26 protein-coding genes and 1 riboswitch are annotated in these 19595 nt (G+C 68.4%); of the genes, 11 read left to right on the plus strand and 15 right to left on the minus strand.

The features are described from left to right. Positions 1-5: 5 nt before the first annotated feature. Positions 6-839, minus strand: coding sequence for a phosphotransferase (locus ACZ3HV_RS11755; RefSeq protein ID WP_465683385.1), 834 nt, complete (start codon positions 837-839; stop codon positions 6-8). Between the two features lie 71 nt (positions 840-910). On the opposite strand from ACZ3HV_RS11755, the gene ACZ3HV_RS11760 reads away from it, so the two are divergent. Next, the gene (locus ACZ3HV_RS11760) at positions 911-1846 is read left to right on the plus strand and encodes an aldo/keto reductase (RefSeq protein WP_465683387.1); all 936 of its coding nucleotides are present in this window, start codon (positions 911-913) and stop codon (positions 1844-1846) included. Positions 1847-1920: 74 nt separating this feature from the next. Here ACZ3HV_RS11760 and ACZ3HV_RS11765 read toward each other — a convergent pair whose 3' ends face one another. Then, positions 1921-2430, minus strand: coding sequence for a cysteine dioxygenase family protein (locus ACZ3HV_RS11765; protein ID WP_465683389.1), 510 nt, complete (start codon positions 2428-2430; stop codon positions 1921-1923). A 74-nt stretch (positions 2431-2504) separates the two neighbouring features. Here ACZ3HV_RS11765 and ACZ3HV_RS11770 point away from each other — a divergent pair, with 74 nt between their 5' ends. Continuing rightward, positions 2505-3371, plus strand: coding sequence for a LysR family transcriptional regulator (locus ACZ3HV_RS11770; protein WP_465683391.1), 867 nt, complete (start codon positions 2505-2507; stop codon positions 3369-3371). A gap of 61 nt (positions 3372-3432) precedes the next feature. Here ACZ3HV_RS11770 and ACZ3HV_RS11775 read toward each other — a convergent pair whose 3' ends face one another. The 4 genes from ACZ3HV_RS11775 to ACZ3HV_RS11790 all read right to left on the minus strand — a co-directional run bounded on the left by ACZ3HV_RS11775 (position 3433) and on the right by ACZ3HV_RS11790 (position 6277). Next, positions 3433-4305, minus strand: a complete 873-nt coding sequence (locus tag ACZ3HV_RS11775) for a metallophosphoesterase (protein WP_465683394.1) — start codon at positions 4303-4305, stop codon at positions 3433-3435. A gap of 26 nt (positions 4306-4331) precedes the next feature. Next, positions 4332-4408, minus strand: a riboswitch (ZMP/ZTP riboswitch). A gap of 11 nt (positions 4409-4419) precedes the next feature. Next, the gene (locus tag ACZ3HV_RS11780) at positions 4420-4974 is read right to left on the minus strand and encodes a cysteine hydrolase family protein (RefSeq protein WP_465683396.1); all 555 of its coding nucleotides are present in this window, start codon (positions 4972-4974) and stop codon (positions 4420-4422) included. 57 nt (positions 4975-5031) lie between these two features. After that, complete coding sequence (locus ACZ3HV_RS11785) at positions 5032-5334, minus strand: DUF1905 domain-containing protein (RefSeq protein ID WP_465683398.1); 303 nt, start codon at positions 5332-5334, stop codon at positions 5032-5034. Then, a complete protein-coding gene (locus ACZ3HV_RS11790; protein WP_465683400.1) occupies positions 5327-6277 on the minus strand; it encodes a helix-turn-helix transcriptional regulator in 951 nt (316 codons plus the stop codon). Before ACZ3HV_RS11790 ends, ACZ3HV_RS11785 begins: the two co-directional genes overlap by 8 nt. A gap of 55 nt (positions 6278-6332) precedes the next feature. Here ACZ3HV_RS11790 and ACZ3HV_RS11795 point away from each other — a divergent pair, with 55 nt between their 5' ends. Together ACZ3HV_RS11795 and ACZ3HV_RS11800 are read left to right on the plus strand one after the other, a co-directional pair. After that, positions 6333-6890 carry a DinB family protein gene (locus ACZ3HV_RS11795; protein ID WP_465683402.1) on the plus strand — a complete coding sequence of 186 codons (558 nt, stop codon included), beginning with the start codon at positions 6333-6335 and terminating at the stop codon, positions 6888-6890. 74 nt (positions 6891-6964) lie between these two features. Beyond that, positions 6965-7885, plus strand: a complete 921-nt coding sequence (locus tag ACZ3HV_RS11800; protein ID WP_465683404.1) for a helix-turn-helix transcriptional regulator — start codon at positions 6965-6967, stop codon at positions 7883-7885. Between the two features lie 13 nt (positions 7886-7898). Here ACZ3HV_RS11800 and ACZ3HV_RS11805 read toward each other — a convergent pair whose 3' ends face one another. Then, a complete protein-coding gene (locus ACZ3HV_RS11805; RefSeq protein WP_465683406.1) occupies positions 7899-8333 on the minus strand; it encodes a GNAT family N-acetyltransferase in 435 nt (144 codons plus the stop codon). Positions 8334-8470: 137 nt separating this feature from the next. Continuing rightward, the gene (locus ACZ3HV_RS11810) at positions 8471-8800 is read right to left on the minus strand and encodes a hypothetical protein (RefSeq protein ID WP_465683408.1); all 330 of its coding nucleotides are present in this window, start codon (positions 8798-8800) and stop codon (positions 8471-8473) included. A gap of 18 nt (positions 8801-8818) precedes the next feature. Between ACZ3HV_RS11810 and ACZ3HV_RS11815 the strand changes: the two genes are divergently transcribed. Next, complete coding sequence (locus ACZ3HV_RS11815; RefSeq protein ID WP_465683410.1) at positions 8819-9343, plus strand: LppU/SCO3897 family protein; 525 nt, start codon at positions 8819-8821, stop codon at positions 9341-9343. Between the two features lie 19 nt (positions 9344-9362). On the opposite strand, the gene ACZ3HV_RS11820 is transcribed toward ACZ3HV_RS11815, so the two are convergent. Together ACZ3HV_RS11820 and ACZ3HV_RS11825 are read right to left on the minus strand one after the other, a co-directional pair. Then, positions 9363-9788: a nucleoside deaminase gene (locus tag ACZ3HV_RS11820; protein ID WP_465683412.1), complete on the minus strand. Its 426-nt coding sequence runs from the start codon at positions 9786-9788 to the stop codon at positions 9363-9365. Then, positions 9785-10633 carry an LLM class flavin-dependent oxidoreductase gene (locus tag ACZ3HV_RS11825; protein WP_465683414.1) on the minus strand — a complete coding sequence of 283 codons (849 nt, stop codon included), beginning with the start codon at positions 10631-10633 and terminating at the stop codon, positions 9785-9787. Before ACZ3HV_RS11825 ends, ACZ3HV_RS11820 begins: the two co-directional genes overlap by 4 nt. Positions 10634-10727: 94 nt before the next feature. Here ACZ3HV_RS11825 and ACZ3HV_RS11830 point away from each other — a divergent pair, with 94 nt between their 5' ends. From ACZ3HV_RS11830 to ACZ3HV_RS11840, 3 genes are read left to right on the plus strand one after another with little or no spacing between them, the layout of a single operon-like run. After that, on the plus strand, positions 10728-11189 hold the full coding sequence (locus ACZ3HV_RS11830; RefSeq protein ID WP_465683416.1) for an Lrp/AsnC family transcriptional regulator: 462 nt from the start codon (positions 10728-10730) through the stop codon (positions 11187-11189). 18 nt (positions 11190-11207) lie between these two features. Further along, positions 11208-12044, plus strand: a complete 837-nt coding sequence (locus ACZ3HV_RS11835) for a C40 family peptidase (RefSeq protein WP_465683418.1) — start codon at positions 11208-11210, stop codon at positions 12042-12044. Next, complete coding sequence (locus ACZ3HV_RS11840) at positions 12041-12847, plus strand: SDR family oxidoreductase (RefSeq protein ID WP_465683420.1); 807 nt, start codon at positions 12041-12043, stop codon at positions 12845-12847. The genes ACZ3HV_RS11835 and ACZ3HV_RS11840 overlap by 4 nt, the downstream gene beginning before the upstream one ends. Here ACZ3HV_RS11840 and ACZ3HV_RS11845 read toward each other — a convergent pair. Then, entirely contained in the window at positions 12821-13267 is a 447-nt protein-coding gene (locus ACZ3HV_RS11845) for a MarR family transcriptional regulator (protein ID WP_465683422.1), read from the minus strand. The two genes, ACZ3HV_RS11840 and ACZ3HV_RS11845, sit on opposite strands and share 27 nt — an antisense overlap. A gap of 68 nt (positions 13268-13335) precedes the next feature. Here ACZ3HV_RS11845 and ACZ3HV_RS11850 point away from each other — a divergent pair, with 68 nt between their 5' ends. Further along, positions 13336-14139: an alpha/beta fold hydrolase gene (locus tag ACZ3HV_RS11850; RefSeq protein WP_465683424.1), complete on the plus strand. Its 804-nt coding sequence runs from the start codon at positions 13336-13338 to the stop codon at positions 14137-14139. Here the strand turns inward: ACZ3HV_RS11850 and ACZ3HV_RS11855 are convergent. Together ACZ3HV_RS11855 and ACZ3HV_RS11860 are read right to left on the minus strand one after the other, a co-directional pair. Further along, positions 14123-14587: an OsmC family protein gene (locus ACZ3HV_RS11855; RefSeq protein ID WP_465683426.1), complete on the minus strand. Its 465-nt coding sequence runs from the start codon at positions 14585-14587 to the stop codon at positions 14123-14125. The two genes, ACZ3HV_RS11850 and ACZ3HV_RS11855, sit on opposite strands and share 17 nt — an antisense overlap. A 30-nt stretch (positions 14588-14617) precedes the next feature. Next, positions 14618-15271 carry an SDR family oxidoreductase gene (locus tag ACZ3HV_RS11860; protein WP_465683428.1) on the minus strand — a complete coding sequence of 218 codons (654 nt, stop codon included), beginning with the start codon at positions 15269-15271 and terminating at the stop codon, positions 14618-14620. Positions 15272-15313: 42 nt separating this feature from the next. Here ACZ3HV_RS11860 and ACZ3HV_RS11865 point away from each other — a divergent pair, with 42 nt between their 5' ends. After that, positions 15314-16096 (plus strand): alpha/beta fold hydrolase, encoded by a 783-nt coding sequence (locus ACZ3HV_RS11865; RefSeq protein ID WP_465683430.1) that lies wholly within the window; start codon positions 15314-15316, stop codon positions 16094-16096. Here ACZ3HV_RS11865 and ACZ3HV_RS11870 read toward each other — a convergent pair. Further along, on the minus strand, positions 16043-17974 hold the full coding sequence (locus tag ACZ3HV_RS11870) for a propionyl-CoA synthetase (RefSeq protein ID WP_465683432.1): 1932 nt from the start codon (positions 17972-17974) through the stop codon (positions 16043-16045). The genes ACZ3HV_RS11865 and ACZ3HV_RS11870 overlap by 54 nt on opposite strands. Positions 17975-17999: 25 nt before the next feature. Between ACZ3HV_RS11870 and ACZ3HV_RS11875 the strand changes: the two genes are divergently transcribed. Next, on the plus strand, positions 18000-18920 hold the full coding sequence (locus ACZ3HV_RS11875) for a threonine/serine dehydratase (RefSeq protein WP_465683434.1): 921 nt from the start codon (positions 18000-18002) through the stop codon (positions 18918-18920). On the opposite strand, the gene ACZ3HV_RS11880 is transcribed toward ACZ3HV_RS11875, so the two are convergent. Next, a complete protein-coding gene (locus ACZ3HV_RS11880) occupies positions 18913-19527 on the minus strand; it encodes a rhomboid family intramembrane serine protease (RefSeq protein WP_360379616.1) in 615 nt (204 codons plus the stop codon). The genes ACZ3HV_RS11875 and ACZ3HV_RS11880 overlap by 8 nt on opposite strands. Between the last annotated feature and the right edge of the window lie 68 nt (positions 19528-19595).

Consider the following 19595-nt stretch of genomic DNA (forward strand, 5'->3'; position numbering starts at 1 on the left):
GAGTTTCAGCTCTCTCCCAGCGCTGCCGCGATCATGCGATGCCCCTGCTGTTCGAAGGCCGAATCGCCGACCTGATGTGCCCAGACAGCAGTGTTGACAGCCTCGCGGAGCCGGACGCGCTGCCAGGTGTCCGGGTCACGCGGATCGCCGCCGTAGCCTTCCAGGAACGCCGGCTCCAGGGCGGGTGCGGACTGGAACTGCTGAGCGGCCAGCCGAGCGAAATCCGTGTACGCCGGCCGGAGGTCCGCGCGGCCGAAATCGATGATGCCGACGACGCCATGATGGATGAGCCAGTTGCGAGGCTGCCAGTCACCATGAGTCGGTACAAGTACCGCGGGCGGCGTCGGCCACGATTCAACCTGTGAGCGCAACCGGCCCGCGAGGTCCGCGTCAATCGTGTGCGGCTTACTCAGGTAATCAAGAGTCCGCTGGTTTTCCCGGCGCTCATAATCCGCGTCCGGTACGGCGAGCTGACCGTGAAACTCGGCGAGTAATTCACCGGCCTGGCGATAGGTGTCCGGATCCCCTTCGGCCGGCGTACCTTCCACCAGCTCCCCCGGCAGGAATCGCGTCAGGATCAGCTTGGCGTCGTCGTCGGCACGGACGAGTTGCGGTGCTCTCCCCCGTGTCGTCCACGGCCCCAGCCAGTTTCGGTGGGCGTGCAACTCGCGCGCGAGGTGATGGTCGGCCGCGTCGCCGGCCTTGGCGACATAGCGCTCGCCGTCGACGTCCAGCTCGAGCACGACGGTCCCGATCAGACCCCAGCTGTGGTCCGTCACGATCTCGGCGCCGGGGAGCCACTCCTGGAGGAGAGCTCGCTGCTGCTCGGTGAGGTCCACGAGCTGAGAGTAACGCAGAAAAATGCCACGAAATACTGGACGGAATTCCCTGCAAGACTTATCCTGGCCGAATGCAGAATTCGCAAAAGAATGTCACTCTACCAACAAACTTATCAGAGGAAATTCGCGAAAGCAAGTCGGCGGAATTCTGGCAACTGGGCGATCGCGCGATCCGGCGGATCGGGTTCGGGACGAAGCGGCTCGCGGGCAGCGACGGCGACGAACCGGACGCCCAGGAGCGGGCGATCGCGCTGCTGCGCCGGGCGGTCGAGCTCGGCGTCAACCACCTCGACACGGCCGAGTTCTACCCGAGCTACGCGCCGCCGAGCCGGCCCCGGGACTTCACGTCGCTGGGCTGGGCGAACGACGTGATCCGTCGCGCGCTGGCGCCGTACGCGGATGAGCTCGTGATCGCCACCAAGGTCGGGCCGACGCCGACTGGATTGGCTCGCCCCGATCAATTGCGAGCGTTGGTCGAGGCTGATCTGCGGGCGTTGGGGCTGGAGACGCTCGACCTGGTCTATCTGCGCCAGGCCCGCCTCGACTCGATCGCCGAGCACTTCGGGGTCCTGGCGGAGCTGCAGGCCAAGGGGCTCATCCGGCATCTGGGGCTGTCGAACGTCCGCACCGAACACCTCGCGGAGGCCCAGAAGATCGCGCCGGTGGTCGCCGTCCAGAACAGGTACGGCGTCGGTTTCGGTCGCGTGAACGACGCCATCCTGAGCTCCTGCGGCGAACAGGGCATCGCGTTCGTCCCGTTCTTCGCCCTGACCGCGGATGCTCGGGAGGCCGGTGGTGTCTCGGTCAACGACGCGATCCAGGAGATTGCCGACAATCAGAACGCCACACCGGCGCAGATCCGATTGGCATGGACGTTGAGCCTGGGCGACCACGTCCTGGCTATCCCGGGGACGTCGAGCCCCGATCACCTGCGGCAGAACCTCGAGGCCGGCTCGATCCACCTCTCCTCCAACGAACTCGCCGTACTCGACGCCTTCGTCGACTAGCGGCGCGTCAACTCGACTAGTGGCGCGCTGGATCGGCTAACGACTAGGGCGGCGGCCTCGCGTGGTCGCCGCCCTCAGTCGTAGTACCGGCGGACGCTCGAGCCGATGCGGGTGACGTCGGTGCCGTAGATGTGGATGGAGATCGCCGTGCCGTCGGAGGTGTTGTTGACCCGGTGGATGTCGCCGGGCGGCGCGAAGCCGCTCACGTCGCCGACGTGGTTGTCGCTCTGCCCGATCAGCCGCAGGTCGGCGTCGTACAGGTCCTCGTGTTCGACGCCCTGGATCACCCCGAACACGCACCAGGTCACGTGGTCGTGGATCCGGGTCACCTGCCCGGGCCGCCAGACCAGAGCGATGATCGAGAACGAACCGTCAGGCTCGACATGCAGGGTGTGACTGCGGTAGCGGTCCGCCGAGCCGACTCGCTGCCCGGCGGTCAGTACGTCGGGAGTCGGCAGGTGCCGGCGCAGTTGCTCGGCCACGAGTTGCGCCGTGCCGTTCCAGTCGGCGTGCTGGTCGATGGCGGTACGGACGCCGTCGATCAAGTCGGTCAGTTCATTAGTGGAGATCGATGTTGTCGTCATGTCTTGAGCGTGCGCCGGTCAACCCATAACGTCTAATGCCAAGTTTCGTGCTTACTCATAGATGGATTTGATACATGCTCGATGTCACGAGGCTGCGCGTCATCGACGCAGTCGCCCGTCACGGCTCGGTCACCGCCGCTGCTCGCGAGCTGCACTACTCGCAGCCGTCTGTCACTCATCACCTCACGCGCTTGGAGGCTGAGACCGGCGCGCAGCTCCTGCAGCGCGCCGGTCGTGGCATCAGGCTGACCGAGGCTGGTCGCCTGCTGGCTGCTCGAGCCGCCGAGATCATCGGCCGGATCGACGCCGTCGACGCCGAACTCGCCGCTCACGTCGGTCTGAGCGCGGGCCGGATCCGCCTGGCCGGCTTCTCGTCGGCGATCGGGTCACTCGTGCCACGGGCCGTGGCGGCACTGGCCGACAAGCACCCGGGCCTCGAGATCAACCTCCTCGACGCGCATCCGCCTGAGGCGCTCGAACTGCTTCGCACCGGCAAGATCGACGTCGCGATCGTCTTCCGGTACGACGAGACCGAGCCGGAACCGTCCGGCATACGACTGCATCATCTGCTGGACGATCCGCTCTACGTGCTGTCGACCGATCAGCCGGTCGAGCTGCCCGGGCTCCGCGACGCGACCTGGATCGCCGGCTGCGATCGTTGCCGTAGGCACCTGGTTTCGCTGTGCGCCGCCGAGGGCTACGAGCCGCGGATCAGCTACACGTCCGACGACATGGTGGTCATGCAGGCGCTCGTCGCGGCCCGCCTCGGGGTGACGACCATGCCCGGTCTCGCCCTCCGCGCCCACCACGCCGAGGGCATCATCGCCACCGAGCTCCCCGGGTCCCGCCGCCACGTGTACGCCGCGACGTACGGCGAACCGCCCGACCCACCCGCGATCGGCGCCCTCCTCACTGCCCTCGCCGACACCGCCGTTCTGTGAGCTGGCCCGCCCATGCTGAATCGCGCGGGCCCGAAGCTGAGCCCCGGGTGCCGCGCCTGGTTCAGGAGTTCTCGGCCGCGTCTGCTCCCGTGAGTGGGTCGTAGACGTAGACCTCGGTGCCGGCTTGGGGGGATCTGGCGTGGAGGGTGTGGAACATCGGGGCGAAGGGGCCGCCCAGGTCGATGATGGTTGCACCGGCGCCGAGGACGCCGCGGACCAGGGTGCTGGGGGCCGTGAGGTCGACGCGGGTGACCACGCCGGGCGTCACCCACACGGGAACGTCCCCGAGCCGGCCGGACAATTGGTGATGCAGGTGGCCGCACAGAACCGCTTGTACGTCGGTCCCGGCGACAACTTCCGCCAACTTCTCGGGCTCTTGCAGGACGACAGACTCGAGGTACGGAATTGCGTCGACGGATATCGGCGGGTGGTGGAGTACGACGATCGACCCGGCCGGCGCGGGTGTTGCCAGCTCCGCGGCCAGCCAGTCGAGTTGGTCGTCGCCGAGCACACCGTGTGTCTCGTCGGGGATGAGGCTGTCGAGGGTGATGACCCGGAGGCCCGCGACCTCGCTCACCGCCGCGATCGCACCGGCGACGTCGGCGCAGCGGCCGATCGACGAGCCGTCGGGTCCGAGGTGTCCCGAGCCGAGCGCGGCCGTGAAGCCCTCGCGACGGTCATGGTTCCCGGTGCAGTAGACGTGCGGAATGCCGCGCTCAGCGGCGAACTCACCCACGGCCGTGCGGACCGCGGTGCAGCCCTCCTCGGACCCGTCGTCGGCGATGTCCCCGCTGACGACGATCAGATCCAGCTCCGGGACCCGGCGTACGTCGTACAGCAGGCCGTTGAGCGCGGCGAGGCCGTCGACGCCGTCCTCGTCGGGGCCGATGCGGCTGACGTGGGTGTCGGACAGGTGCAGAACACGATGTGCCATGACGAGCTCTCCTGGGATGTCGTTGCCGTCGGCACCCAGGCGGTCGATGCCCGTCGCGTCACTCCCCGGTGGTAGCCCACCCTCGCCAGTCGTGTGAGACCAAACTACCCAAGCTCAGTCGGTGAAGGTGACCTCCGCGGTGGGTTGGACGGCGGCGGTACGGCCGGGAGCCTGGTGGTTCTCCCAGTAGAGGTTGGTGTGGGCGATGACCTTGTCCGGGGTGGGTGCGCCGTACTCGGACAGGTCTTCGGTGGTGTGCGCGTCGCCAACCAGGGTCACGTCGTACCCGCGGACCATGGCGCCGTGGATGGTGGAGCGGATGCACTCGTCGGTCTGCGCGCCGCTGACGAAGAGGCGGCCGATCCCGGCTGTGGCGAGGACGTCCTCGAGGTCGGTGTCCTCGAAGGAGTCCGCGAAGGTCTTGTGTAGGAGCGGCTCCGAATCGTCACGTTTGAGCTCAGGGACGAGCTGCCACTCGTCGCTGCCCTTCACGAGGTGCTCGCTGGAGTGCTGGACCCAGACGACCGGCACTCCGCCGGCGCGGGCCTTGCCGACCAGGGTGCTGATGTTGGACACCACTTGATCGCGCTCGTGTGCCGCACTGACGACACCGTTCTGGACGTCGATCACCACAAGTGCCGTGTTCGGCCGATCTGACAACGTGGACATGCCGTTCCCTGCCTTTCCCGGGTATACGACGAACGCTAGACCCGCTCGCCGACAGTTTCAGGAGACCTTCCAACTCCGTAGCCGCAGACGCACCGTCGGTACGTCGCCGTCGTCGAGATCCTCCGCCCGCCGCACCGCCGCCTTCACCGGCAGGATGTACCGCCCGTCCTTCGGGAACATCGAGGTGTCCCACACGCTGTCCCCGATCTCGGCCTGCACCGGGATCATCCCCCACCCGTATGTCACGAAGTTCGACTCCGCCTCGAAATACGCGCACTCGTCCTCCGGCACCGTGACGAAATACCAAGGCGCCGGGCCCCGCCAGTACCACATCTCCGCCGCAAACTCGATCTCATTCACTGTTACTTGCCTCCAGCAAGCGTTGGGCTATGTTGCGGGCCGCGGTCTTCAATTCCGGGGATTGGAGGATTCGGTAGGGGGCGGGGAGGGAGGTCAGCTGGCCGGCGTACCAGTAGGGCTCGTCGGTGCTGGCCAGGAGGCGGGTGTGGGTGTCATCGATGGGTTCCAGGCGGCCCATGCTGCGGGAGATCCAGTGGGCGACCTCGTCGCGCGGGGCGTCGATGATGACCTCGATGGGGTATTTCCAGCCCATGGCCAGGTGTTCTTCGACGGCGGCCAGTGGGTCGAGGTCGGTGGGTGCGGTGAATTCCTCGCCTTGCGGCTCGACTTTGGTGATCCTGTCGACGCGGAGCACGCGGCGGGAATTCTTCGTGTGCGACCAGCAGAGGAGATACCAACGGCCTCGGCGTACGACGACCGCCCACGGGTCGACGTCCATCGGCCACTCCTCGCCGTGGTGGCGACGGTAGTGAATGATGACGCGCCGGCCGGCGGTGCTCTGGGCGACCAGGGCTGCGGTGATCTCAGGGTCCGGCGTACGGACGCCGGGGTCGGGAGCGCGCGCACGGACGCGGCGGATGGCGTCGGTGGAGCGGGCGATGTGTTCGGGCAGGACCCGGATGATCTTGCCGAGCGCGTTCTCGACCGGGTCGGCGGCGCCGCGTGGTCCTTCGAGCACGGCCATCACCAGGCCGAGCGCTTCGGTGGTCGTGAACATCAGTGGGGCCAGCCGCAGTCCGCGACCGACCCGGTAGCCGCCGTACGGACCGCGGACGGACTCGATCGGGATGTCGGCCTCGCGCAGGATCGCGACATACCGCCGGGCCGCCCGTTCGGAGACACCGAGCTTCTCGCCCAGCTGGTCGGCCGTGATGCCCGGGCTGTTCTGGATCAGCTCCAGCACCATCAACGTCCGCGCCGTCGGACTCACGTCGTACGCCACAGGTCCTCACCATTCCGGAAGTGAACCGTCCGGAACCGAGCGTAGCGTGCCGGCCATGGACTACAACACCGTGATGGAACTGCCCGCAGCGGGCGACGAGGTCGAGACGATGCTGGGCGTACTGGAGCGCAATCGCCGGACGTTCGCGTGGAAGACCAGCGGGCTGGACGCGGCCGGAATGAACGCCCGGCTCGGCCCGTCGGCGATGACGCTCGGCGGTCTCGTCAAGCACCTGGCCCTCGTCGAGACCGACATGTTCTCGCACCGACTGCACGGCCGGGACCCCGGCGAACCGTGGAACAAGATCGACTGGGACTCCGACCCTGACTGGGAGTGGCGGACCGCGGCTGACGACTCCCCCGAGGAACTCGTGCAGCTGTGGCGAGACGCGGTCACCCGCTCGCGTGCCTCGGTGGCGGAGGCGATCGCGGACGGCGGTCTCGATCAGACCGGCAGCCTCGTCTGGCCGGACGGCCGCTCACCGAACCTGCGCCGGCTCCTGGCCGACATGATCGAGGAGTACGCGCGGCACACCGGCCACGCCGACCTGATCCGAGAGTCCATCGACGGCCTGGTCGGCGAAGACGCACCCCAGGAGGTCGCCGCACCGTAAGCACCAGGTAGCAAAAGTGCGCACCGGGTGAGCGGTTTGTCTGCGACGATCAGCAGGTGCGAGCGGATCGATTGGTGGCTGTGCTGCTCCTCATGCAGGCCCGTGGCCGGGTGACCGCCGCCGAGGTCGCCGAGGAGCTGGAAATCTCCGTCGCCACGGCGCGCCGTGATCTCGAGGCGCTGTCGACCGCCGGCATCCCGGTCTACCCACAGCCCGGACGCAACGGCGGTTGGCAGCTCATCGGCGGCGCGCGCACCGACCTTAGTGGTCTGAGCGCCACCGAGGCCCAAGCGCTGTTCCTCTTGGTCGGTCCGGCGGCGTCCATCGCGCCGGACGCGAAGGCCGCGCTCCGCAAGCTCGTACGCGCGCTGCCCGACACGTTCCGCGAACACGCCCAAGCGGCCGCCGAGGCGGTCGTCATCGACCCGGCCCGCTGGGGCGAGCACGTCAAGGAACGCCCCGAGCTCGTCCGCCGGCTGCAGGATGCCGTCGTACGCCGTCGGACAGTGCGACTGGTCTACCAAGGCCGGGGCCGGGAGGAGTCGGAGCGACTCGTGGATCCGCTCGGGCTCGTGGACAAGGACGACATCTGGTACCTGATCGCGCTCACCGACAAGGGCCAACGGACGTTCCGGGTCGAACGGGTGGTGTCGGCCGAGGTGACCGAGGAGTCGTTCGAGCAGCCGGCGGATTTCGACCTATCCGTCGCGTGGGACGAGATTGTCGACCGGATGGAGGAGCGGCGCTCCGGACTGACCGCGACCGTTCTGATGGACGAGCGGTTCGTGTGGGTGATGCAGGACCGGCTCGGTCGCAACTGCGAGGTCGACGGGATGGACGGCGACCGGGTGCGACTCAAGGTCACCGCACCAACGCCGCTGATGATCGCTCAGCACCTGGCCGGCTGGGGTGGATCGATCGACGTGATCGACCCGCCGTCGGTCCAGGCCGAGCTCGCCCGCCTCGGCCGCGAACTGGCCGACCGCTACAGCTGAATCGACCGACCGCTCACAGCGGGATCGTGTAGAGGATGAACCCACGGTTCTCGGCGACCTGGTCGTAGAGCCGGCGAGCAGTGGCATTGCTCTCCTGCGTAGACCAATAGACCCGTCCGCAGCCCCGCTCTTTCGCCCAGTCGGTGACGGCCGCGATCAACGCTCGGGCCGCACCCATGCCGCGGGCCTCCGGTGCGGTGAAGAGGTCCTGCAGATAACAGGAGTCCGGCGACGTCGTACTCGCGTGTGTGAGGAAATGCGTGATGCCGACCAGGCGGCCGTCGAGGCGCGCACCCAGGGCGTGGATCTCCGTGTCCTGCTGAAACCTGGTCCAGGCCTGATCGAAGAACTCGTCCGGCATCGTTCGGCCGTAGAACTCGTTGTAACCGGCAAACAAAACCTGCCAGGTGTCACGGTCGGTAGGGTCCAGCGGGCCGATGGTGAGCATAGGGGCACGCTGCCATACCGGGACGGCGAAGTGGACCAGTGGGGTGAGTAAGGTGCGGTGGTTCAGCTTGTTCCGACATCGAGCTACAGGAAGCGTCCGTGACCACATCCCCTCCCCAGCCGCCGCAGAACCCCTACTCAGGTCAGCCGGGCGCTTACGGTCCGCCCCAGGAGCAGTTCCCGCAATACGCCCAACCACAGACCCAGCCGGGCCAGCAGCCACAGCAGCCGGGACAGGGGTACAGCGGTCAGCCGGGCCAGCAGCCTCAGCAGGCGCCGTACGGACAGCAGTCGTTCCAGCAGCAGGCGCCGTACCAGCAGGGACAGTCGTTCCCGCAGCAGGGACAGGGCTACCCGCAGCAGGGACAGGCGTTCCCGCACGGTCAGCAGGCGTTCGCACCGCAGGGTCAGCAGCAGTGCCGGTTCTGCGGTGGCTACCCCGCGGTCGACGCGACCGTGCGTGGGCATCAGGGCATGATCATCCTGATGCGGTGGCTGAAACTGCAGGGTCCGTTCTGCCGCACCTGCGGGATCGCCTCGGTGCGGGACATGACCTCGAAGAGCCTGTGGCAGGGCTGGTGGGGTATCGGGTCGGCGATCATCAACCCGATCATCATGCTGACGAACATCGGCCCGATGCAGAAGTTCAAGAGCCTGCCCGAGCCGGCTCCGGGACCGGGCCGGCCGATGGACCCGGGCAAGCCGCTGTTCCAGCGCCCGGTGATCCTCGGCCTGCTGATCCCGGTCGCGGTGCTCGCGCTGATCATCTTCGCGAACCTCAACTCGACCTCGAACGCCGATGTCGGTCAGTGCGTGCAGAACAAGGGCACCTCCAGCAACCCGGACGTGAGTGTCGTCGACTGCGGCTCGTCCGACGCCGAGTACAAGATCGTCGGCAAGCTGGACGACTCCACCGACGACACCCAGTGCGACCAGTTCGCCGGCTCCGAGGCGTCGTACGTGTACGAGCGCGGCTCCACCAAGTACACCCTCTGCCTGTCCCCGGTCTGACGACGGCGGGCGTGCCGGTCTACGCGTAGTACCCGTCGACCGGCACGCGCGCCTCGTCGTACAGCGCAGGTCCTTCCAGCGGTACGTCGGGGAACCCGACGGTGGACTTGAGTCCGTCGAGCTGCTCCCCGGATAGCGCGAAGACGACCTGACCGAGCCCTGAGCGTGCGAGAGCACCCGAGCACATCCCGCACGGCTGGCAACTGGTGTACATCGTCGTGCCCGCGGCCTGCTCCGGCGACAGCTCTCGCGCTGCCCAGACCGCGAGCTTGAGCTCGGGGTGGAAGCTGATGTCGCGATCGGTGATGGTGGTGTTCTGCTCCTCGGCCAGGACGGTCCCGTCCGGTCCGACCAGCAACGAGCCGAACGGCGGGTTGCCGGCCTCACGCGCGGCCGCGGCCAGCTCGATCGCGCGCCGGAGGAATCCTTCTGCTTCGGGGGTCACATCGTCTCCTGTCGTCGGTGCGCGGCGATCGTCGCCAGCGCCTGCCAGGCCACCTCGGGCCGTTCGGTCTCGGTTGGATCGCCGATGAAGGGATCCAGTACGACGCTCTGCGCGCCGAGCTCACGCAGTACGTCGAGGTCCGCCAGCACCTGCTCGAGCGAACCCTCACCCGCGACCCGCGAGTCGTCGGGCAGCGGATCGGGGGTCAGCCGCAGCAGGATCCGGGGCGCGAAGCCGGGCACCGGCCGGTCCTCCGCGGCGGCGATCGCCCGCAGTTGATCCATTGCCGTGCGCAACCAATCGACGCGCTCTCGGAGCGGGTGCCAAGCGTCCCCGAACCGCACGGCCCGGCGCATCCCCGCCGTACTGCGGCCGCCGACCCAGATCGGGATATCACCGCCGCCGTAGTCCTTGTCGTCCGCCCAATAGCGCCGCAACTCGGCCAGCACGTGATCCGTCTGGCTGCCGCGCTGGTGGAAGTCAGCGCCGAGCGCTTCGAACTCCTGACGAGCCCAGCCGACCCCGACACCGAGGACGAGCCGGCCGCCACTGAGTTGGTCGAGGTTCGCCGCCATCCTCGCCACCAGCAAGGGGTGACGGTACGGCGCGATCAGCACAGTGGTCCCGAGCCGGATCCGATCGGTGACCCCGGCCAGCCAACTCAAGGTGGTGAACGGTTCGAAGAACGGCGCCGGGTACTGGCTCGCGACATCGTCTGTGATCGCGACATGGTCCGACACCATCAACAGGTCGTAGCCCAAGCCCTCGACTACCCGCGCCCACTCGCGCAATCGCGCCGGACTCGTGCCGGGGCCGAAGTTCGGGACGTTCACTCCAAGTTCCACGGGATTCAGGCTATCCAGGCAGACCGTCGGTTCTGAAGACATTCCTCCCGGCGTACGGCGATCTGCACCGGGGATTCACCGGTAGATTGGCGCTATGACCGAGAGTCTCGATCCGACCGACTGGGCCATCCTGTCCGCGCTCCAGAACGACGCCCGGATGTCGCTGACCGAGCTCGGCCGCCAGGTGAACCTGAGCGCCTCCGCGACGACCGAGCGAGTGCGGCGACTGGAGTCGGTCGGCGTGATCACCGGTTATCGCGCGGACGTCGACCTGACGAAGGTGGGCTACCCGGTGCTGGCCGTCGTACGGCTGAAGTACCCGGGCAACAAGCACGGCCCGCTGCACCGGCTGCTCGCGGACCGGCGGGAGATCCTCGAGTGCCTCCGAACCACGGGCGACGACTGCTACACGTTGAAGGTCGCCGCGGCGTCGATGCCGCACCTCGAGGAGCTCGTCAACGAGCTGACCGAGTTCGGCAGCACGACCACGAACCTCGTGTACTCCCAGACGCAGCCGTATCGCGGACCGGAAAAGCCGGTGACCGAACACCGCTGAGTCTGGGAGCGTTACCGGGTGCTGACCGTCCTGGGCATCGACGTCTTCCCCGACTTGCTCGAGCGATGGGTCGATTGGCTGGCACCCGATGAGCAACCGTTCTTCCTGACGAAGAAGCAGACCGCCGAGTGGAGCCTGACGGTCGACGACGACCGGGAGCCGACGGCGGAGCAGCGCGACACCTATCGCACGTACGGCGTTGCCGGTGAGGCTGTGCGGGTCAGTTGGCTGAGCGAGGCGGCGTACTCGGATCTGCCGAAGGCGACCAGAGCGGCGCTGGTCCGCGCCCAGGTGCGCCACGATCGCGCCGCCGTCCCGACGGTCCGCCGATGGTCGGGCCTCCTGGACGTTCGGGGGCAGGCAGACGGCCATCGGTTCGTCTGGTGGAAGTCGCTGCTGACAAAGCCCGGCCTCGTGCTGCCGGCGATCGTCAGCGAAGACCTCGGCCCGAGTCGGCACGCTGAGGTTCGCAGCTGGCCGCCCGAGTTCCCGCGGGTTCGTGAGCTGGCCGGGACGTATCCGGACGGCAGTGGGCCGAACTGCTTCGGGACGGTGATGGCGGCGTGTGGGGTCGACGGCGCGGACGCAGTGTGGATGCAACGGGAGCCGTTCGAGCAGTGGCTGGCGGAGAACACAGTGACGGGTGGGCGCGACGACGTACCAGGCACGGTGTTTGTTTGGCGCGACGGCGGGCAGATGGTTCAGCATGCGGCGATCACGATTGGCGACGGGTGGATGCTGCACAAACCGTCGCAGTCGTGGATGACGCCGCGGAAGGTGCGCACGGTCGGCGAGGTCAAGCGCAGCACGCGGACTGCCGGGTGGCGGCTGGAACGACGTAAGGTGAATGCGTGAGGGTGCTCGTCACTGGGGCCGCTGGGCTGCTGGGGAGCGAGCTGCTGCACTTGGCTGAGCACGAAGTGATACCGACGTACCACTCCCAGCCAGTGCCGGGCGGAATTCAGCTGGACATCCTGCGACCGGATGACGTGCGCGAGGTGATCCGCAGGGTCCGTCCGGACGGCATCATCCACACCGCGTTCAACCAGTGGGACTGGGCGACGACGGCCGACGGAGCCGCCAATATCGCGGTCGCCGCGCAGGGTGCCCGGTTGGTGTTCGTCTCGAGCGATGTGGTGTTCGGTGGGCGCGATACGCCGTACGACGAGGATGAGCCGCCCTGCCCGGTGACGCCTTACGGCGCGGCCAAGGCGGCCGCCGAGACTGCCATCCGGGCGATCGATCCGTCGGCCGTCATCGTGCGTACGTCGATCATCGTCGGACATGACGGCCGGTCGTCCACCGAGCGCTTGGTCCACGAGTTGGCCGCCGGTGAACCCGGAGCGCTCTTCACCGGCAACATCCGCTGTCCGGTCCACGTGACCGACCTGGCCGCCGCGCTGCTCGAGCTTCTCGTGTCCGACGTCAGCGGGGTGGTCCATGTGGCCGGGCCGCGAGCCCTCAACCGCCTCGAGCTCGGCCGATTGGTCGCCGAACGCGACGGCCTCGACCCCGACTCCCTCGCGTTCGTCCCCGGAAGCCCGTCGGACGTGCGCCTCGACAGCCGCCGCGCCGAGAAGATCCTCAAGACCCGCCTGCGGGCACCCAGCGAATACCTTGCGCGCGGCGTCCTACAGGCCGCGGTCGGGCAGGAGTGAGCGGGCCAGTTGTTCGAGGGCCTGGGCCACCTCGGCCACTCGCGCCGGGTCGTCGGTGCCCAAGGCTGTGGCGAGCGCGTCCTCGATGCCCGTCGCACGAACCTGCGCCAAGCGGTCCGAGGTACCGGGCGCCTGGCTGACGAGAGCTCTGCGCCGGTCGGCGGGATCGGGTGTGGTGAAGACCGTGCCGGCTTCTTTCAGCCGGGCGATCGCGGTAGAGACCTGGCTCTGCGGGAGGCCGGTACGGGTGGCGATCTCCCCCACCGCGCTCTCCGGGTGCTCGGCGATGTCGCTGGCGACGATCAGGACCATCCGGGCGCTGCCGGCGTACTTCCCCGATCCCCCGGGCGGTTCCGGGAGTGCGTCCTCGCCGATCTTCATCAGCGCGCGGCCGAGCAGGAACAGGTCGACTCCATTCACGGTCGCCAATCTACATCAACCTAGATGCATCTTGAAGGATGCATCGAACGCGATGTAATCTCGACGACATGCCAACCCTCGACGTTCCCGGAGCCGTCCTGCACTACCAACTCGCCGGCGACGGTCCGCTGCTGCTGATCTCGCAGAGCGGTGAAGGCGATGCCGATCGCAGCACGGACCTGGTCAGTCACCTCACCGATGACTACACCGTGCTCACCTACGACCGCCGCGGCCTGTCCCGCAGCCGGCTGCAAGATCCAGCCGCCATCGCCGACCACGCGGACGACGTCCACCGGCTGCTCGCCAACGTCACCGACGAGCCGGCCCTGATGCTGGGTTGCAGCCTCGGCGCCGTGATCGGGGTGCACGTCGCGGTCCGCCACCCCGACCAGCTCAGTACGCTCGTCGCCCACGAGCCGATCGCCCCGTGGCTGTTACCGGATCCCGCGGCCAAGCAGCACCGCGAAGAACTCGGGATCATCCGCGACCGCTATCTCGCTGACGGACTCCAGGCCGCGATCCCGGAGATCGTCCGTACGCTCGGAATCGACCCGGCGACCGCTGAGGCCGAGCCGGACCGGACCGAGTTCCCGATGGATGGCCGGCGGATCGCCAACTTCGACTACTTCATCCGCCACGACTTCGCCGCTGCGATCGAAGATCACCTCGACCTGGCAGAACTCAGCACCCACATCATTCCCGCCGCGGGCACGACCACCCCACGGACCGTCTTCGACTACCAGTGCGCCGAGGCGCTGGCGACGCTCCTCGAGCAGGAGCTCGCTGTCTTCCCCGGTGGTCACAACGGCAACCTCAGCCACCCGCGGGCGTACGCCGTCCGCCTGCGAGAGCTCCTCAGTCCGCGTCGTTGACCGTCGTCGTGACCGGAGTTCCGAGCTCGACCGTGCGGCTGACCGTGCACAGCCGGTCGTGGGACATCTTCACCGACCGCGGCAGCACCTCCCGGGCCTTGTCGCCGTCCTCGCCCTCGGGGAAGCGGATGGTGAACTCGACCGCGAGGTTCTCCATCCGATTGCCCTCCTCGGCGTCCCGGATCTTGTCGCCGCGCACCACCGCGCTGAACTCGGTCGGCTCGGACCGGCGGCTGACGACGATGTCGACGTCGATCGCCGAGCAGGTGCCGATCGCGGCCAGCAGCAGTTCGACCGGGGTGAAGTCGGTGTCGGCGCCACCGGAGCCGACGGTGATGCTGCCACCGCGCGCGTTGTGGACCCGGTAGCTGCTGTTGGCGATGCGCTCGAAGTGCACCTGCCTGCCCGGACGCGATGAGCTGTCCGAAGCGGATGGAGAGTCAGCCATAGCCGTCACATTCTGTTGCCAGCGGCAACGTCAGAGATTCTTCAGAGCCTCGCTGACCGGGGTGTCCCCGGCCACGAGTTCCAGGGTCCGGCCGATCGCGGCCGGGGTGTCGCAGAGGCCGGCCAGCACCAGCGCCACGTCGTCGCGGCTGATCCGGCCGTTACCGGTCTTGTCCGCCAGCAGCACCTCGCCGGTGCCGGGGTCGTTGGTCAGCCCACCCGGCCGCAGGATCGTCCAGTCGAGGCCGTCCCTGGACCGCAGGTCCTCCTCGGCGGCCCACTTCGCCTTCAGGTAGACGGTGAAGATGTCGTCGTCGTCCAGCGAGTCGGCCCGGTCCGCGCCCATCGATCCGACCTGGAGATGACGCCGTACGCCGGCCTGCTCGGCCGCGTCGGCGAACAGCGCGGCAGCGGCCCGATCGACCGTGTCCTTGCGTGCCTTCCCGCTGCCTGGTCCCGCGCCGGCGGCGAAGATCGCGACATCCGCACCGGAAAGTACGCCGGCCACCGCCGCGACATCGGCCTGCTCGAGATCGAGTACGGCGGCCCGCCCGCCGGCCGCGGCCAGATCAGCCTCGTGATCAGGGTTCCGCACGAGCCCGACCACTTCGTGACCGTCACCACTCAGCAGTCTGGTCAACCGCAAAGCGATCTGCCCATGTCCACCCGCAATCACGACTCGCATACCCCGAGCCTAACCCTCGGGAGAATCAGGCAGACTGCTCCCGTGCCACACGCTACGGCTGCCGACGGGACCCGGATCGCCTATCAGGTTCGTGGCGAGGGGCAACCGCTGGTTCTGCTGGCCGGGCAGTCCAACAATCACCACTGGTGGGACCCGATCCACGCCGACTTCGAGGCGGCGTACCGGACGATCACGCTGGACTGGCGCGGGACCGGGGACAGTGACAAGCCGGACGAGGTCTACAGCACCCCCGGCTTCGCCGACGACGTCGTCGCGGTGCTCGATCACCTGGGGCTGGACCGGTCTCACGTCTATGGCACCTCGATGGGCGGCCGGGTCGCGCAGTGGATCGCGATCAACCATCCCAGCCGCGTCAGGGCTCTCGTTCTCGGCTGTACGTCGCCTGGCGCGGCGCACGGGTACGAACGCAGCAAGGAGATCCGGCGTGCTCTCGCCGACCCGGCGCGCACCGGCGCCGTCCTGCTCGACCTGATGTACACCCCGGCCTGGCGGGCCGCGAACCCCGGCCCGTACCCGGTCCTCGGTGACAAGAGCATGCCGTCGTACGCGAAGGCGCGGCACCTGGTCGCGAGCAACAAGCACGACGCGTGGGACGGCCTGCCCGGCATCACCGCACCGACGCTCATCCTGCACGGGACCGACGACATCTTCAGCCCGGTCGCCAACGCGCAGGTCCTCGCCGACCGCATTCCGCACGCGCGAGCCGAGCTCATCGGCACCGCCCGGCATGCGTACTTCCACGAGTTCCGGTCAGTCGCCGGGCCGCTGGTCCTCGAATTCCTCGCTGCGCAGGACCGGGCGTAGGGCATCGAGTACGGCGGGGTCCTCGATGGTCGACGGGACCGGTTCGTCGCGGCCGTCGGCGATCCCGCGCATGGTCTTGCGCAGGATCTTGCCCGAGCGGGTCTTCGGCAGCCCGTCCACCACGGACACGTCCCGGAACGCCGCCACCGGTCCGATGTCCCGCCGTACCGCGGCCACCAACTCCTCCCGCAGCACCTCTTCGGGGATGTCGACGCCGGCCTTGAGTACGACGAGACCGCGCGGCAACTGTCCCTTCAACGCGTCGCGGACGCCGATGACCGCGCACTCCGCCACCGCCGGGTGCGCCGCGAGTACCGCTTCCATGCTGCCGGTGGACAAGCGGTGGCCGGCCACGTTGATCACGTCGTCGGTGCGGCCCATCACGAACAGGTAGCCCTCGTCGTCGCGGTAGCCGGAGTCACCGGTCAGGTAGTGGCCGTCGTACTGGCTGAGGTAGTTGTCGATGTAGCGCTGATCGTCACCCCACAGCGTCGGCAACGCACCCGGCGGAAGCGGCAGCTTGACCGCGATCGCGCCCTCCTCGTGCGGCCGCAGCTGCTTCCCCTGGGAGTCGAGGATCTGCACGTTCCAGCCCGGCATCGGAACCGTCGCCGATCCAGGCTTGGTCGGCAGCGGTTCGAGCCCGCGCGGGTTGGCGGCGATCGACCAGCCGGTCTCCGTCTGCCACCAGTGGTCGACGACCGGTACGCCGAGATGCTCGTGGGACCAGTGATAGGTCTCGGGATCGAGGCGCTCCCCCGCGAGGAACAGCGTGCGGAACGAGTCGAGCGGGTACTTCGCCATCTCGGCGGCGGACGGGTCGAGTTTCTTGATCGCGCGGATCGCGGTCGGCGCGGTGAACAGCGCCTTCACGCCGTGTTCCGAGATGACCCGCCAGAACGCACCCGCATCCGGCGTACCTACGGGCTTGCCCTCATAGAGAACAGTGGTCGCGCCGACGAGAAGCGGCCCGTAGACGATGTAGGAGTGTCCGACGACCCAGCCGACGTCGGAGGCGGTCCACCACACGTCGCCCGGCCCGATGTCGTAGACCCCTCTCATCGACCACGACAGCGCGACCGCGTGGCCGCCGTTGTCGCGGACCACGCCCTTCGGCTTTCCCGTCGTACCCGAGGTGTAGAGGATGTAGAGCGGATCGGTCGCCGCAACCTCCACCGGGCCGGCCAGTTCCGCGCCGGCGGTGACCGCGGTCCAGTCGAGATCGGTGTCGCCGAGCTTGGCGGCGGCGGCCTCGCGCTGCAGGACGATCGTGTGATCGGGCTGGTGCTGCGAGATCTCGAGGGCGGCGTCGATGATCGGCTTGTACTCGACCACGCGGGCGGGCTCGATCCCGCAGGAGGCCGCCACGATCACGCGCGGGGTCGCGTCGTCGATCCGGGCGGCGAGCTCCTTGGCCGCGAACCCGCCGAACACGACCGAGTGGATCGCGCCGAGGCGCGCGCACGCCAGCATCGCGACCACGGCTTCGGGGACCATCGGCATGTAGACGATGACGCGGTCGCCCTTGCCGACCCCGAGCGACGCGAGCCCGCCGGCGAATCGGGCGACCTCGTCCCGGAGCTCCGAATACGTGTAGCTGCGACCCGTGCCGGTGACGGGCGAGTCGTAGATCAGCGCGGTCCGGTCCCCGTGACCCGCCTCGATGTGCCGGTCGAGAGCGTTGTACGACGTGTTCAGCGAGGCGTCCGGGAACCAGCGGTAGAGCGGTGCGCCCGAGTCGTCGAGGGCTCGCTTCGGTGGCCGGATCCAGGAGACCGCCTCCGCGGCCTCGAGCCAGAACCCTTCCGGATCTGCGAGACTCCGCCGGTAGCTCTCGTCGTACGCACCCATTCCCAGGCCTCCAGGTTCAGTCGGCACCGTCCCATCGTGGCAGGGTTGAGGCATGACGGTAAGTCTCGACGAGGTGCGGGCAGCGGCGGAGCGGATCGCCGGCCGGGTACGGCGTACACCGGTGATTCAGGTGGCCCCTGGGCTCACGTTCAAGCTGGAACTGCTGCAGCACACCGGATCCTTCAAGCCACGCGGCGCGTTCAACCGGCTGCTCACCGCCAAGGAACGCGGTGAACTCACCGGGCCGGGCGTGGTCGCGGCGTCCGGCGGCAACGCGGGACTCGCGGCGGCCTACGCGGCCCGCGAGCTCGGCGTACCCGCGCGGATCTTCGTACCGGTGAACGCACCCGCCCCGAAGGTCGCCAAGCTGCGCACGCTCGAGGCCGAGGTGGTCCAGGTCGGGAACGAGTACGCCGAGGCCTACCAGGCAGCCGTCGAGGCGCGGGACGCATCGGGCGCGCTGCTGCTGCACGCCTACGACCAGCCCGAGGTCGTCGCCGGTCAGGGCACCCTCGGACTGGAGCTGCTGGAACAGGCCGGGAGGTTCGACACGGTCCTGGTCGCGGTCGGTGGCGGCGGCTTGATCGCGGGCATCGCGACGGCGATCGGCGACAACGCCCAGGTCGTCGGTGTCGAGCCGGAGCTGGCACAGACACTCCACCGCGCTCTGGAGGCCGGCGAGCCGGTTGACGGTCCGGTCGGCGGGGTCGCGGCGGACTCACTCGGTGCGCGACGGCTGGGTGACCTGGCGTTCGCGGCGGCTCGGGCGCACGACGTACGGTCACTGCTGGTTGACGAGGAAGCGATCGTTGCTGCTCGCAATGAGCTGTGGCGCGAATACCACCTGGCCGTCGAGCATGGCGCGGCCGTCGCGTACGCCGCGCTGACCGCCGGCGTCTACCGGCCGGCCGCCGGGGAGCGGGTGGTCGTGGTCGTGTGCGGAGCGAACACGGACCCCTCGACACTTACCTGATCGAGCCGCGTTTCGGCTTGTCGTCGGTGAGGATCCAGGCAGCCAGGATGCCGGCGATCCCGCCGAACAGGTGGCCCTGCCAGGAGATCCCGTCCTGCGGTAGCAGACCGCCGAACAGCGCGCTCCCCCAGACCATGATCACCACGATGCCGACCAGGACCTGGCCGAGCCGCCGGTTGAACAGGCCGCGCGCGATCAGGTAGGCGGCGTACCCGAAGACCAGGCCGCTGGCGCCGATCGTGATCGTGTTCGGCGGCGAGATCAGCCAGGTCCCGAATCCGCCGACCACCGTGACGATCGCGGTCACCGCGAACAACCGGGTCGCGCCGCTGACCGCGATCAGCGCGCCGAGGGTGACCAGCGGCAGCGTGTTCGAGATCAGGTGACCGAAGCCGAGGTGCAGGAACGGCGCGGTGATCACGCCGATCAGCCCTTGGGGATCGCGGGCGATGATCCCGTACTGATCGAGGCGCCCGTTCAGCGCGGTGTCGATGACCTCACTGAGCCACATCAAGCCGACCAGCGCGACCAGCAGCTTGATCCCACCCCCGATCCGAGCGGTGTCGACCGTCCGCCCGGTGCGCTTCGCGGGTATCTGCGAGCTCATACCCCAACGATGCCGTATCCGCTCAAATCTCAGCCTGTGACTGGCGCGGCGACAGCACACAGTGATCT

It is taken from the genome of Kribbella sp. NPDC020701 (assembly GCF_055562215.1).